The 12839-nt window shown below is 71.2% G+C and carries 14 protein-coding genes and 1 riboswitch; of the genes, 7 read left to right on the forward strand and 7 right to left on the reverse strand.

What is annotated here, in order from left to right:
• Positions 1-72: 72 nt before the first annotated feature.
• Both D9V36_RS04950 and D9V36_RS04955 read right to left on the reverse strand, forming a co-directional pair.
• Positions 73-927, reverse strand: a complete 855-nt coding sequence (locus tag D9V36_RS04950; RefSeq protein WP_129292683.1) for a bifunctional 5,10-methylenetetrahydrofolate dehydrogenase/5,10-methenyltetrahydrofolate cyclohydrolase — start codon at positions 925-927, stop codon at positions 73-75.
• A gap of 20 nt (positions 928-947) precedes the next feature.
• Positions 948-1036, reverse strand: a riboswitch (ZMP/ZTP riboswitch).
• Positions 1037-1091: 55 nt separating this feature from the next.
• Positions 1092-2171: a hypothetical protein gene (locus D9V36_RS04955; RefSeq protein WP_129292684.1), complete on the reverse strand. Its 1080-nt coding sequence runs from the start codon at positions 2169-2171 to the stop codon at positions 1092-1094.
• A 162-nt stretch (positions 2172-2333) separates the two neighbouring features.
• Here D9V36_RS04955 and D9V36_RS04960 point away from each other — a divergent pair, with 162 nt between their 5' ends.
• The 3 genes from D9V36_RS04960 (at position 2334) to D9V36_RS04970 (ending at position 4395) form a co-directional block, all read left to right on the forward strand.
• Positions 2334-2711 (forward strand): hypothetical protein, encoded by a 378-nt coding sequence (locus D9V36_RS04960; RefSeq protein WP_129292685.1) that lies wholly within the window; start codon positions 2334-2336, stop codon positions 2709-2711.
• A gap of 67 nt (positions 2712-2778) precedes the next feature.
• Positions 2779-3000 carry a hypothetical protein gene (locus D9V36_RS04965; RefSeq protein ID WP_129292686.1) on the forward strand — a complete coding sequence of 74 codons (222 nt, stop codon included), beginning with the start codon at positions 2779-2781 and terminating at the stop codon, positions 2998-3000.
• 102 nt (positions 3001-3102) lie between these two features.
• A complete protein-coding gene (locus tag D9V36_RS04970; protein ID WP_129292687.1) occupies positions 3103-4395 on the forward strand; it encodes an SPFH domain-containing protein in 1293 nt (430 codons plus the stop codon).
• A gap of 177 nt (positions 4396-4572) precedes the next feature.
• Here the strand turns inward: D9V36_RS04970 and D9V36_RS04975 are convergent, their stop codons facing one another.
• From D9V36_RS04975 to D9V36_RS04985, 3 genes are all read right to left on the reverse strand, one after another.
• Entirely contained in the window at positions 4573-5880 is a 1308-nt protein-coding gene (locus D9V36_RS04975) for a benzoate/H(+) symporter BenE family transporter (protein WP_129292688.1), read from the reverse strand.
• A gap of 842 nt (positions 5881-6722) precedes the next feature.
• Positions 6723-7136 (reverse strand): hypothetical protein, encoded by a 414-nt coding sequence (locus tag D9V36_RS04980; protein WP_129292689.1) that lies wholly within the window; start codon positions 7134-7136, stop codon positions 6723-6725.
• Positions 7137-7300: 164 nt separating this feature from the next.
• Positions 7301-7933: a TetR/AcrR family transcriptional regulator gene (locus D9V36_RS04985; protein WP_129292690.1), complete on the reverse strand. Its 633-nt coding sequence runs from the start codon at positions 7931-7933 to the stop codon at positions 7301-7303.
• A 113-nt stretch (positions 7934-8046) separates the two neighbouring features.
• On the opposite strand from D9V36_RS04985, the gene D9V36_RS04990 reads away from it, so the two are divergent.
• The 3 genes from D9V36_RS04990 (at position 8047) to D9V36_RS05000 (ending at position 10847) form a co-directional block, all read left to right on the forward strand.
• Positions 8047-9237, forward strand: coding sequence for a cytochrome P450 (locus tag D9V36_RS04990; RefSeq protein WP_129292691.1), 1191 nt, complete (start codon positions 8047-8049; stop codon positions 9235-9237).
• Between the two features lie 4 nt (positions 9238-9241).
• Positions 9242-9457: a ferredoxin gene (locus D9V36_RS04995; protein ID WP_129292692.1), complete on the forward strand. Its 216-nt coding sequence runs from the start codon at positions 9242-9244 to the stop codon at positions 9455-9457.
• Between the two features lie 556 nt (positions 9458-10013).
• Complete coding sequence (locus D9V36_RS05000; RefSeq protein ID WP_129298191.1) at positions 10014-10847, forward strand: PE-PGRS family protein; 834 nt, start codon at positions 10014-10016, stop codon at positions 10845-10847.
• 214 nt (positions 10848-11061) lie between these two features.
• Here the strand turns inward: D9V36_RS05000 and D9V36_RS41370 are convergent, their stop codons facing one another.
• Positions 11062-11442, reverse strand: coding sequence for a pentapeptide repeat-containing protein (locus tag D9V36_RS41370; RefSeq protein ID WP_206739598.1), 381 nt, complete (start codon positions 11440-11442; stop codon positions 11062-11064).
• A 49-nt stretch (positions 11443-11491) separates the two neighbouring features.
• Here D9V36_RS41370 and D9V36_RS05010 point away from each other — a divergent pair, with 49 nt between their 5' ends.
• Positions 11492-12160, forward strand: coding sequence for a sigma-70 family RNA polymerase sigma factor (locus tag D9V36_RS05010; RefSeq protein WP_241720708.1), 669 nt, complete (start codon positions 11492-11494; stop codon positions 12158-12160).
• Between the two features lie 207 nt (positions 12161-12367).
• Here D9V36_RS05010 and D9V36_RS05015 read toward each other — a convergent pair whose 3' ends face one another.
• Positions 12368-12808 (reverse strand): copper chaperone PCu(A)C, encoded by a 441-nt coding sequence (locus D9V36_RS05015; RefSeq protein WP_241720709.1) that lies wholly within the window; start codon positions 12806-12808, stop codon positions 12368-12370.
• Positions 12809-12839: the final 31 nt, after the last annotated feature.

Raw genomic sequence — 12839 nt, forward strand, 5'->3', positions numbered from 1 at the left:
GGGCCGAGGCAAAGCGCAGCGGAACGGCGGGAAAGCCAAAAACGTGGGCCAGAGACCAAGCGCAGCGGCCCGTCAACCCGCCGTCATCTGGACGGCAGCCGCCTCGACGGTCTGGGTGAGCAGGGTGGCGATGGTCATCGGGCCGACGCCGCCGGGGACCGGGGTGATCAGGGAGGCGCGGGTGCGCGCCGAGTCGAAGTCCACGTCACCGACGTTGCCGGGGTTGGAGCCGGCGTCGATCACGACGGCACCGGGCTTGAGGTGTTCGCCGCGCAGGAACCGCGGCCGCCCCACAGCGGCGACCAGCACGTCGGCGTCCTGGGTGATCGACGCGAGGTCGGTGGTGCGGGAGTGGCAATAGGTGACCGTGGCGTTGCGGGCGAGCAGCAGCATCCCGACGGGCTTGCCGAGGATCGCACTGCGCCCGACCACGACGGCACGCTTGCCGGCCAGGTCGACGTCGTAGTGATCCAGGAGGCGGAGGATGCCGCCGGGCGTGCAGGAGGTGAAGCCGTCCAGGCCGAAGCTCATCGCGGCGAAGGAGTGGCAGGTGACGCCGTCGACGTCCTTCTCGGGGGCGATGGCCTCGAAGGCGGCGCGCTCGTCGATATGCGGTCCGGCCGGGTGCTGGAGCAGGATCCCGTGGACGTCGGGGTCGTTGGACAGTGCGGTGATCGTGTCGACCAGTTCGGCGGTCGTGGTGGCGGCGGGGAGCGCGACGTGCCGGGAGCGGATCCCGGCCTTCTCGCAACGGGCGCGCTTCATGCGGACGTACGTCACCGAGGCGGGGTCGTCGCCCACCAATACGGTGGCCAGACACGGGGACGTACCGGTCTGCCGGGTGAGGTCCGCCGCGCGTTCCGCGGCCTGTTCGACGATCCGGCGGGCCAGTGCGCTGCCGTCCATGAGCCGGGCGGTCGGGGTCATCGGTGCTCCTGAGCGTCGTGTCGGATCGCCCAGGCGCGCGGCACCGGCCAGGAGTGGCCGAGCCGCTCCCCGGTGGTACTCCACCCAAGCGCCAGTCACGGCCCGGCACCCACTCTAATCGACGTCCGGACGCCGCACGCCGGGCACCGGGAATACCGACCCCGTCACACACCTCCCTGGCCAGGGGCGGAGAGCGGCGGCGTGGGGGAGGTGGTGGCTTCCCACTGGCTGAGGATGCCGTCCCAGTCGTGCTGGGCGGCGGTGATGGCATTGGCGTCCCAGGTGGCCTGGGAGGCCTGTTGATACTGCTGATGCGGTGCGTGTTGCTGGCTCAGGTGCTGATGCGGTGCGTGTTGTTGGTCCTGGTGTAGCTGTTGCTGGTGCTGCTGCATGGGTGGCGGCTGCTGCTGTAGGTGTTGCGGGTGCTGCTGTGGATGCTCCTCGTACACCCGGTACTCCTGGTAGTCCTGGTACTCCTGCTGGTCCCGGTAGTTCTGGTACGGCTGTTGCTTCCAGGGCTCCTGCTCGTAGGGCTCGCGTGGGGGTTGCGGTGGTCGCTCGCGCCAGGTCGGGGAAGTGCTCTCGTGCTGCTGGGCGGGCGGGAGATGGGCCAGCCGGCGGTGTCGGCCCATGCGGTCCGCTGGCGGCGACTGCACCGGACGGCTCTCGGCGGCGAGCTGTTGTGCGCGGGCCACAAGGAGCCGGACATCGAGCCCGAGTTCGGTGGCAAGGGCGGTGAGGTCAACTCCGCTGTGCCAGCTGCTCATCAGGACCGCGTCCAGGGCCGGCGCCCAGGCCGGCTCGTGCGGCTGGGGGGCGTGGGGAGCATGGGGAGCGTTGGGGGCGGCAGCGGGCGGCACCGTTGCCGGGCCCGCGGGCTGAGGCGCGGGGGGCGTCGGGGAAGGCGTCGTGGGGGGTGTCGCGAGAGGCGTGGCGGGAGGCGTGGCGGTCTGCTGGGCGGGGGGCTGCTCTCGCGTGGTCTGGGCGAGCAGGCTCTTGGCGACCGCGCGGGCGTCCTCCTTGCCCACCGTGCGGCGGGCCAGGCGTACTTCGCGCTCGTCCAGGCCGAGCAGCTCCGCCACCACCGCGTCGCTGCCCACGGTCACGGCGAAGGCGGCCAGGGTCCGCGAGCGGCGGGCCTCGGCCTCGTCGAGGAGTCCCTGCGTACGGCGGACCTCGTCATCGCTGCTGCAAAACGCCTGTGCGAGTACGGCATGGCGCTCCCACAACTCCCTCGGTTCCATGACTGCGACAACGTTTTCTCGCCCGGATTGGACTGCTTCCCGGCTATAGATCACTGCATAAGGTGATATTCGAGAGAGATACGTCCTTGCCTCCACGCCAGACATACGGGCCGCGGTAAAAATACGCAGTGACCCCAGGGCGGAAGAATCGTTTCTACGGCCATGAGCGACCCCTCTTCCGGCACCGTCGCAGGCCATGGACGAACCCCCCTCCCCCTCCCCCGCACCGGACAGATGCCGCGGTGGATCACCGCGGACATCCTCCGGCAGACACCGGTGTACGCAGGGCTGGTGAAGCAGTGGACGGACCGCGCCGCCACCGTGCCCGGGGTCGCCGATCCGGAGTGGCAGCGGCTGGTCTCCTACCGCGCCCTGATGGAGGAGACCGAGACCGCCCTCACGGCCCTGCGGCCCCATCGCGCGCCCGATGTGCTGCCGCCGAGGAAGCAGGTCCCCGCGGCCCGTTCCGCCCGCCTGGACGCGAACCCGGCGGTCCCGGCAACGCGGCCCCAAGCGCCGCCCCGGCCGGAGTACCGTTGAGTTGTCGAGGATTTCCCGCTGCCGGGATGTTGCCCCGGCAGCGGCTTTGACCAGCGACGGAGCCCGGGTGAGCGCAACGGATGACACGGACTTCAGCCCGATCGGCGTGATCGGGCGGGTGACCGTCTCCATCCCGGCCGACGGCCCCGGCGAGGTGCTGCTGCCCCTGCGCGGCGGGACCGAGGCCTTCGCCGCCTGGTCCCGCGAGCCCATTGCCCGTCATACCCAGGTCATCGTGGTGGAGCACACCTCGGCGCGGTCGGTGATCGTCGCGCCGCTGCCCGAGTGACCGGGCCGTTCCGCAGACCACGGCCGGCCACCTGAGCACTCCCCTGCCGTGGCCGCCCCGTACACCGACCGAGGCCGGTCGCAACGGACCAGGAGCCTTCCGATGTTGTTCTGGCATGTTCCTGCGCCGAACGAGGCGCTGTTGATCTCCGGCTCGAAGCGCCGGACCGGGGACGCCCAATTCCGTATCGTCACGGGCCATGGCTGCTGGGTCATGCCCGTCAAGCAGAAGGCGAGCGTACTGGCGCTGTCGCTGCGGGAGGCGGAGATCTCCGAGGACTGCGTCACCCAGCAGGGCATCCGGATCGGGGTCCGGGCGGTCGCCGTCTTCAAGGTCGGTGACGACCAGACGTCGATCGCCAACGCCGCGCGCCGCTTCCTGGACGAGCAGACCACCATGGAAGAGCTGGTGGGCCGGATCTTCGCCGGTCACCTGCGCTCGATCGTCGGCGGGCTGACCGTCGAGCAGATCATCCGGGAACGGGACCGGGTCGCCCAGGAGGTCAAGGACGGCAGCCATTCCGAGATGGAGAAGCTGGGCATCGTCGTCGACGCCCTGCAGATCCAGGAGATCGCCGACACCTCCGGCTACATCACCAATCTCGCCGCCCCGCACGCCGCGGCGGTCGCCAGCGCGGCCCGGATCGCGCAGGCCAAGGCCGACCAGGAAGCCACCGAGCGGGAACAGCAGGCGGCGGCCCTGAAGGCGGAGTACGAGCGGGACACCGCGATCAAGCGGGCCGGCTTCCTCGCCGAGACCGAGCAGTCCAACGCCCGCGCCGCACAGGCGGGCCCGCTGTCGCAGGCCAGGGCCTCGCAGGAGGTCATCGAGGAGCAGACCGCGCTGGCCCAGCGGCAGGCCTCGCTCGCCGCCCAGCGGCTGGAGGCCGAGGTACGCCGCCCGGCGGACGCCGAGGCCTACCGGCTGCGCACCCTGGCGGAGGCACAGCGTGACCAGGTCCGCTTCGAGGCGGACGCCCGCGCCTACAGCGAGCGGGCGGTCGCCCAGGCCCGGGCCGATGCGAACACGGCCCTCGCGGGCTCGCTGCGGGACGGCAACCAGGAGCTGATCGCCGCCAACCGCACGATCGAGAATCTTCCCGCCCTCGCCAAGGCGGCGGCCGAGGGCCTGTCCGGTTCCCGGCTCACCGTCCTCAACGGCACGGACGGGATCAATGAGATCGCCTCCGGCATCGTCGGCGAGGGGCTGGCCATTCTCGACAGCCTGAAGACCGGGACCACCGCGCCCGGCTCGGCTCCCCCGCTCGCCGACGGTGCGGGGCGGCTGCCGCAGAAGGTGACGAATCTGAAGCGGGACAGCGCCGGGCCCGGCGCCGGGCCCGGCTCCGGCTCCGGCTCCGGCTCCGGCTCCGGCTCCGGCTCCGGCTCCGGCTGATCGTTCCCGTCGTCCCGCCTGCCGTACGGCGTCCCGCCTGCCGTGCGGTGGAGGAGCCCGGGCCTGCCGGGGGCGCGCGGGCTGCCGGATACGGAGGGTGTCCGGCAGCCGGTCGGCCCGTCGGCCTTGCGGCGCCCGGCCGGCGCGGCGCCGGACCTCGGTGAACAGCGGCTCGGGTCAGGCGGCGGATTTCTCGGACGTACCGCGCCACCGGGCCAGGACGAGATGGGCGATGACCCCGAAGAGCAGTCCCCAGAAGGCGGAGCCGATGCCGAAGAGGGTGACCCCGGAGGCGGTGGCGAGGAAGGTGATCAGGGCTGCCTCACGGTCCTTCTCCTCCTTCACCGCACCGGTCAGTCCGCCGGCCAGGGCACCGAGCAGCGCGACTCCGGCGACCGCCGCCACGAGTTCCTTGGGCAGCCCCGCGAAGAGCACCACCAGCGTCGAGCCGAACGCCCCGATGAGGAGGTAGAACGCTCCGCAGGAGACCCCGGCCACGTAGCGGCGCCGGGGGTCGCGGTGGGACTCGGGGCCGGTGCAGATCGCGGCCGTGATCGCCGCGAGGTTGACGGCGTGCGAGCCGAACGGGGCCAGCAGTGTGGAGACCAGGCCCGTCGAACCGATCAGGAGACGGTCCTCGGGCCGGTAGCCGGACGCGGTGAGTACCGCCATACCCGGTGCGTTCTGCGAGGCGAGCGTCGCCAGGATCATGGGCACCGCGATACCGATGAGCGAGGCGAGCGAGAACTCCGGGGTCGTCAGGACCGGCTTGGCCAGCTCGATCCGGTCCAGGTGGATGTCCAGCCGGGAGCTTGCCGCACTGGCGAGGACGCCCGCCGCCAGGGCGACGAGTACGGCGTACCGGGGCAGCCACCGCTTCGCCAGGAGGTAGGCGAGCAGGACGGAACCGGCTATCAGGGGTGCGGTCTTGAGCGAGGTGAAGACGCCGGTGCCGAACGAGAACAGGATGCCGGCGAGCATGGCGGAGACGACGGCGGTGGGCACCTGCCGCATCAGCCACCCGAACACCCCGGTCAGGCCGACCAGGGTGATCACCAGTCCGGTGATCAGGAAGGCGCCGATGGCTTCCGCGTAGGAGTACGCCCCCAGGCTGGTGACCAGCAGGGCCGCGCCCGGTGTCGACCATGCGGTGATCACCGGCATCTTGGTGCGCAGACTCAGCGCGATGCAGGTCAGGCCGCTGCCGATGGAGATGGCCCATACCCAGGAGCCGGTCTGGGCGGTGTCGAGATGCCCGGCGGAGGCCGCCGCCAGCACGATGACGAGCGGGCCGGAGTACGACACGACGACGGCGACGAAGCCTGCCAGTACGGCGGAGAGTGAGGCGTCACGGAAGAGGCCGGGACGGCGTCCCGGCCCGGCGCCCGGGGGTGCGTCGGTACCTTCCGGGGCCGTGGCGCCGGTCTGCGAGGAGGAGTCCGGCGGTGCGGCATCGGGGTGGGGGGTGGGCGTCCTGGAACTCAACGATTGTCCTTAGCGGCCTTTTCACGGGCCTGTTCGAGGTCGGCGACGAGGTCTGCGGAGCTCTCCTGGCCGTTCAACGACGTTTCCCGGAGAAGGAGTTGCGGACCTCGCCCGGGAATGCGGGCAGCGCAATGATCCGGGAGTCCGGTTTTTTTCCGGGGAGTGGAGGATGCAGCTGTCCGGAATGATGAAGTCTTTGGATTTCCGTGCCTGGCCTGGTCGGCGCTGCGCACCATTCCGGGAACGTCTCCCCGCTTGACGCGGAGATCTGACGGGCCGTTTCTCCGGCGACCGCCCCGAAGTTGAGCATAAGACAGACTCCCCCTCCTCAGGCAGGTTCCTGAGATACCTTGCGCCGGGGCATTCCGGGCCCGCGTTCGGCCACCCGTGCGTCGTGATGGACCAGAATCCAAACCGTGGAAAACGGGCAGCACAAAGCAAGTGCACTCGCAGTGGCGAGTTACCCATGGGCTTGGTGGCCGGCGCACGGGTCAGGTGCGCTCTCCGCAGAAGGGGCCGTTCCTCCCCCGTCCGCGTTGGTCGCAAATCCCCCATTCGCGATGTGACAGCGCAATCCTGCCACTCCACAAGCCTGGTGACAACGATTCACCGGAATCCCACAACGTTGAACGGTGAAATGTGGCGGGGTGGTTGGGCGGAATACATTCTTCCCGTTGGCCGGGCGTTCCCACCGGGCGTTCCCGCCGGTCGCACACCCGCCGTACCTGTCGGCACCTCGGCCCCGCTCGCACCACGGAAACCGGCGGAATCGGCAGGTGACGCGGCATGCAGAAGGCCCGGGATCACGATCCCGGGCCCACCGCTTGAGCGGCCGACAGTTTCTAGATGAGGCCGAGCAGGCCGAGGCCGAGCAGCCCGTCCTTGCCCAGCCCGTCCCTGCCCGCATCCAATCCGTCGCGCCCGTTGGCGTCGCGCCCGCCGGCGTCCCGCCCGTAGCCTTCGCGGTCATAGCCGCTGTCACGGCCGAAGCCGTCGTCGCGGGCGCCGGCCTGGTCGTAGCCGTCGTGGCCACCGTGACCGAAGCGGCCGTGGCCGCGACCGTGGTGGCGATTGTGGTGCCGGTTGTGGTGCCGGTCGCCGTAGTGGCCCCTGTCGCAGTGGCGCGAGAAGCACTTGGCGCTCTGTGAGCTGCTGGGGACCGGGGTTGCGGCGGTGGCAGCGCCTGCCGTCGGCACCACCAGGGCAGCCGCGGCCAGGCCGGCCACGGCAAGGCCGCGAGGGATCGAAGGGTGCATGTTCCCACCTTCACTCGACTCTGCAGAAAAAGAATATTCTCTGCAAAAGTGACAATAAGGGTAGCTTTGCCTCTCGACCCGCGACCCGCCGCAGAGTCACCGGAACGCAGCACCCACCGGAACGCGACACGCACCCCAACAGTCCACGCCGCGGCCCTCCTGGTTCACTCCGGCATCCGGCCGCTCTCCCCGGCCACCGCCGCGTCGGTCTGCGGCAGGCTCTCCAGCAGGCCACCCAGGGCACCCACCACGAGCCGGCACACCGTGTCGGGGTCGGCGCTAGCCAACGGCTCCTTGCCGACCACCACACGCATCAGGCCAATTCCCAGCAGCCAGGACAGCGCCAAATCGCCCCGCAAGGTCCCGGTATCGGACTCGGAGAGCGTGGCGAGCACCGCCGCGTACTCCTCCCCCAGCCCCCGCAGCGCCTCCGCGATCTCGTCGCTGCCGCCGATGGAGCGCAGACACACCTCCAGCGCGCGGTCGGCGCCCTGCTCCCGGCCGCCGGCCAGCATGCCGCGCAGCGCGACCTCGAACAGCCGCTCGGCGGGGGTGGTGCGCAGCTGCTCATGGCCGCCACGTGCCATGACTTCCCCGAACAGGGCCCGTTTCGAGCCGAAGTAACGGAACAGCAGGGCCTGATTGGCCCCGGCGCGGGCCGCGATATCGCGCACCGTCGCCCGTTCGTAGCCGCGCTCGGCGAACAGCTCCGACGCGGCATCGAGCAACCGCAGCCGGGTGCCCTCTGCACTGCGGCGGTATGCGCTCTCCGCGCCGTGCTGCGGGGACTTGGCCATCGCCACGCTCCTCTCCGTTGGCCCGTCAGGATGACGGCCACAATCGATCGTTGACCGGCCCGAGGGGGGCGTCCTACCTTATGTAAGCAGGTGCTTACACAAGGGAGGTCACCTTGACCACAGCCGACACAGCACCCCTCTCCTACCCCTTCAATGTCCCCGAGAGCCTTGAGCTTTCCGAGGAGTACGAACACGCCCGCAACCGTCCGGGGCTGCTGAAAGTCCGGATGACGTACGGCGAGCCGGCCTGGCTCGTGACCCGGTACGCCGAGGCCCGGTTCGTCCTCGGCGATCAGCGCTTCAGCCGCGCCGAGGGCGTCCGGCACGACGAGCCCCGGCAGTCCGAAGGACGCCGCGACAGCGGCATCCTGGGCATGGACCCGCCCGACCACACCCGGCTGCGCACCCTGGTGGCCAAGGCCTTCACCGTCCGGCAGGTGGAAAAGCTCAGGCCGCAGGTCAAGCAACTGGCGCACGAACTGCTCGACGAGCTCGCGGCGGCCGGGCCGCCCGCCGACCTGGTCGACCGTTACGCGCTGCCCATCCCCGTCGCGGTGATCTGCCGCCTGCTCGGCGTCCCGGCCGAGGACCGGCCGCGGTTCCGGGTCTGGAGTGACGCCGCGCTGTCGACAAGTTCTCTCACCGCGGCGGAATTCGACGCCAATCAAGAAGAACTCCGCTCCTATATGCGGCAGTTGATCGAGCAGCACCGGCGCGCGCCGCAGGACGACCTGATGACGGCGCTCATCGACGCCCGCGACGTCAACGACCGGCTGACCGAACTCGAACTCGTCGACCTCTGCGTCGGCATCCTGGTCGCCGGGCACGAGACCACCGCCACCCAGATTCCCAACTTCGTTCTGGCGCTGCTGGACCACCCGGGCCAGCTCGCCCTGTTGCGCGAAAAGCCGGAGCTGATCGGCCGGGCCGTGGAGGAACTCCTGCGCTTCGTACCGCTCGGCAGCGGTGCGAGCCAGCCCCGTTACGCGACGGAGGACGTCGAGGTCGGCGGGACGCTGGTGCAGGCCGGCACCCCCGTCCTGGTGGCGGTGGGTGCGGCCAACCGGGATGCCCTGCGTTTCGACTCACCGGGGACACTGGACATCTCGCGGGCCGGGACCCAGCACCTCGGGTTCGGTCACGGGGTCCATCACTGTCTGGGCGCGCCGCTGGCCCGGCTGGAGCTCCAGGAGGCGCTGATCGCCCTGATCACCCGCTTCCCGGATCTGCGGCTGGCGGGCGATGTGGTGTGGAAGAGCGAGATGCTGGTGCGCGGCCCCCGGGTCATGCCGGTGGGGTGGTGAACGGATGACCTGGAAGCTGGAGATCGACCCCGGCCAGTGCATGGCCTCGGGGTCCTGCGCCGCCATCGCGCCGGACCTCTTCGCCCTGGACGGCGAGCACGCCCGTCCGCTCAAGGAGCGGATCGACGAGGACGAACGTGCGCTGGACGCCGCCGATGTCTGTCCGGCCGTCGCGATCACCGTACGGGACGGGGAGAAGGTCGTCGGGCCCCGGCCCTAAGGAGAGAGAAGCGCTGTCGGCCTCCTGGGGCCGGCGACCGGGCTCCTCCGGGATGCGGATGCGCCGCATCCCGGAGGAGCGGCCGGCTGCGTGGCCTGCGCGCCACCCTGCCCCGGCGGATGCTGCTGATCGTGGGCGCGAGCACGTTCTCCGGGCTGATCCTGCACGTTCTCCTCCGTGCAGATCCTGCGCGTCCCCCGTGCTGATCGGGCAGGCCCCGTGCTCCTTCTGGCGCCGCTTCCCGTACTGGCGGCGTGAACACGCGCTCCTGGAGACCCTGTTCGAGCTCGCCTCCACCGCCGTGCTGTGGCTCACCGGTCTGGATCTTCCGACGCATCCCTCCCGCGGTGAGCACTACCGACAGCAGCGCTACCGGCAGCAAGCTCTGCTGAGAGCAGCGCTACTGACGGCAGCGCTACTGACGGCAGCACGGAGAGCGGCACTGCCCACCGCTTCGGTGCGCCGGTGGTCGAAGGTGAGTGAGATCGTCAGGTTGAGGGCCACGTCGGGACCCTCCCGCTCCGCTGCGGGGTGGGGGTGCGACGATGGGCCTGTCATGGATGCGGGGCAGGTTCTCAGAGGGCTACGCGCCGCGGTGTTCGCGGTGGTGTGTGTGCTGCTCGCCGCGCTGGGACACATGGTGATGTCGGATGCCGTGATACCCGCGTGGATGCTGCTCGTCGCCGGAGTCGGGACCGCGGCCGGCGCCTGGTGCTGCGCGGGCCGGGAACGCGGGCCGCTGCTCGTGGGGTTGCTGACCGTCGGCACCCAGGCGGCGTTGCACAGTGCCTTCTCATTGGGCCAGGCGGTCGCCCGCTCCGGTGGGGGCGAGAGCTCACTCGCGCGCCGGTGGGCGGAGACCTGGCTGTGCGGGGCGGACGGGACGCGACTCTCCGGGCACGGCAGCGCCCGGCTGATCCAGCTGATGCATCAGCAGATGGCGGCCCTGCCCTCGACGGACCGCGCGAGCCGGCTGCGGGACATGGCCGGCATGGGACATACCGAGCACATGGGCCACATGGGCTCCATGAGCGGCGGCATGGACGCCATGAGCGGTATGAGCGGCATGGGCGGCATGGACGGCATCGCTCACGCAGGTCAGATGCCGGGGATGCACGGCAGTGCCACCGGCATGCTGGCGGCCCACCTGCTGGTCGCCCTGCTCAGCGCGGGGTGGCTGTGGGGTGGCGAACGGGCGGCGTACCAGCTCGTACGGAGCCTGTCGGCCTGGTTGTTCGCGCCGTTGGTGCTCGTCCTGCGGATCCTGCTGCCCGATCCGCGGCCCGCCGTCCGCGCCGCCCGTCAGGAGCCGCGGCGTGCGGTGCGGCAGTTGCTACTGGCGCATACGAGGTCGTTGCGGGGTCCACCGCAGGAGCCGGCTGTCTGCTGACAGCACGGTTGAACTCCAGAGCCGGCGGACGACCGGGTGCCGAGCGCACCCGACGACGCCCCGGCTCCGACTTCACCGGTCCCCGCCGCGCGCGGTGACCGGGTCATGCGAAGGACTCCAGATGATGATTCCTGTCCGGATGCGCGTGGCACTGCCGCCCGCATCCCTTCCCGGCGTTCCGGCCGGCGGAGGCGGGCGCCCGCCGGCCACCACATCAACCGGCGGGTGTACGTGTACCGCCGGAATCCGCCGAGCCGGTGTCTCCCCTGCCGGTGTCTCCCCTGCCGGTGTTTCCCCTGCCGGTGTTTCCCTTTCCGGCGTCTGCCATGCCGGCGTCTGCGGTGCCGGAAATCGCCGGTACCGCGGAGACCGCACACAGTCGGGCGAGCAGCGTCCCGGCAACCGCCGGGTCGTCCGCCGGGTGCGCGGCGACGCGGTCGAGGCCGGTCGTCAGGGCCCGTACCTGTGCGTCCCACCGTCGGCAGTCCCGGCAGCCGGCCAGGTGGTCGTCGAGCCGGCCGGGGGTGAGCCCGGGAGGCAGTTCCTCGCCGTCGAGGCGGGCGGAGAGTGCCGTACGGATGCGCGAGCAGAGCATGCGTCCATCCTCCCCGAAGCGCGACGGCGCGGCGAGGGGCGGTCGCGGCATGCGGGATGACGAGGCGGTGACGGGCTGGGCGCTGGCCGCCCGCACCGGGGACGAGCGGGCCGTCGAGCAGTTCGTGCGGGCCACGCAGCTCGATGTCCGGCGCTATGTGACGCATCTCAGCGGTGATCCGCAGGCGACCGACGATCTGATGCAGGACACCTATGTCCGGGCGCTGCGCAGTCTGCCGCGGTTCGAGGGCCGGTCGTCGGCGCGTACCTGGCTGCTGACGATTGCCCGGCGGGTCGTGGCGGACCGCATCCGGTCCATCGCGGTGCGGCCCCGGCTGGCCGCGACGGACGACTGGCAGTCGGCCGCGGAGCGGATGCAGCCGCGGGGTCTGCCGGGGTTCGACGAGGGCATCGCGCTGGCCGAGCTGCTGGCGGCGCTGGCGCCCCAGCGGCGGGAGGCCTTTGTGCTCACGCAGTTGCTGGGGCTGCCGTACGCGGCGGCGGCCGGGGTGATGGGCTGTCCGGTGGGGACCGTGCGGTCCCGGGTGGCGCGTGCCCGGGAGACGCTGGTCGGGTTGCTGACGGATGCGGAGCGGCCGGAAGGGGAGCTCCTGGAAGGGGAGCTCCTGGAAAGCGAGTGCCCGGGAGCGAAGCGCCCGGAAGGGAAGCGCCCGGAGAGGGCCCACGAGCCGCGCGTCTACGCGGACGCCGTGGCCTGACGCCGTGGCCTGACGCCGCGCCCAGGGCGCGGAGTGCACGGCAGAGCGACGGGGCTCATGGGTGGCGAAGGCCGGTCCATGAGCCCCGCGCCCGTGACGTGTGGGACCCGCGGCATGAGCACGTGGCGTGGGGCCCGTGGCAGCAGCCCCCTGACATGACATGGACCCGTGGTGTGAGGGCCCATGGCGTAGGGCCGGCGGTTCAGTTCAGCTGCCGGGACGTACCGCCCGTGCCCGTACCGTCTGTGCCGGGCTGTGGCGGAAGTGCAGCGTGAAGGTGAGCCGGTCGCCGGGCGCGAGCCGTGGCGGCGGGCTGACCATGATGTCCAGGGAGGTCGGCGTCATGGTCAGCGCGCCGCCCGCCGGGACGGTGGCGCCGCGGACCATCGCCATGCTCCGGGCGTTGTGCCCGATGTCGACGGTACGGCTGAGCATCGCGCGATGGCCGCTGGGGCCGGTGACGCCGGTCAGGACGTCATCGGCGCCACCGGTGTTGCGGAGCGTGAAGAACGCCGCGGTCGCCTCGGACCCCGAGGGGATCAGCACCCGGCCCTCGGGGATCGTCAGCTCCGCCGGCCTGCCCGCGTTGCCGCCGGCGGTCCACGCGGTGAGCGCGCCGAGGGTCACCAGACAGGTGAGCAGCGGCACAGCAACGGACGAGAGGGACGGGAGAGAAGGA

Origin of the sequence: Streptomyces lydicus (assembly GCF_004125265.1) — a bacterium.
Taxonomy (GTDB): Bacteria; Actinomycetota; Actinomycetes; order Streptomycetales; family Streptomycetaceae; genus Streptomyces; species Streptomyces lydicus_C.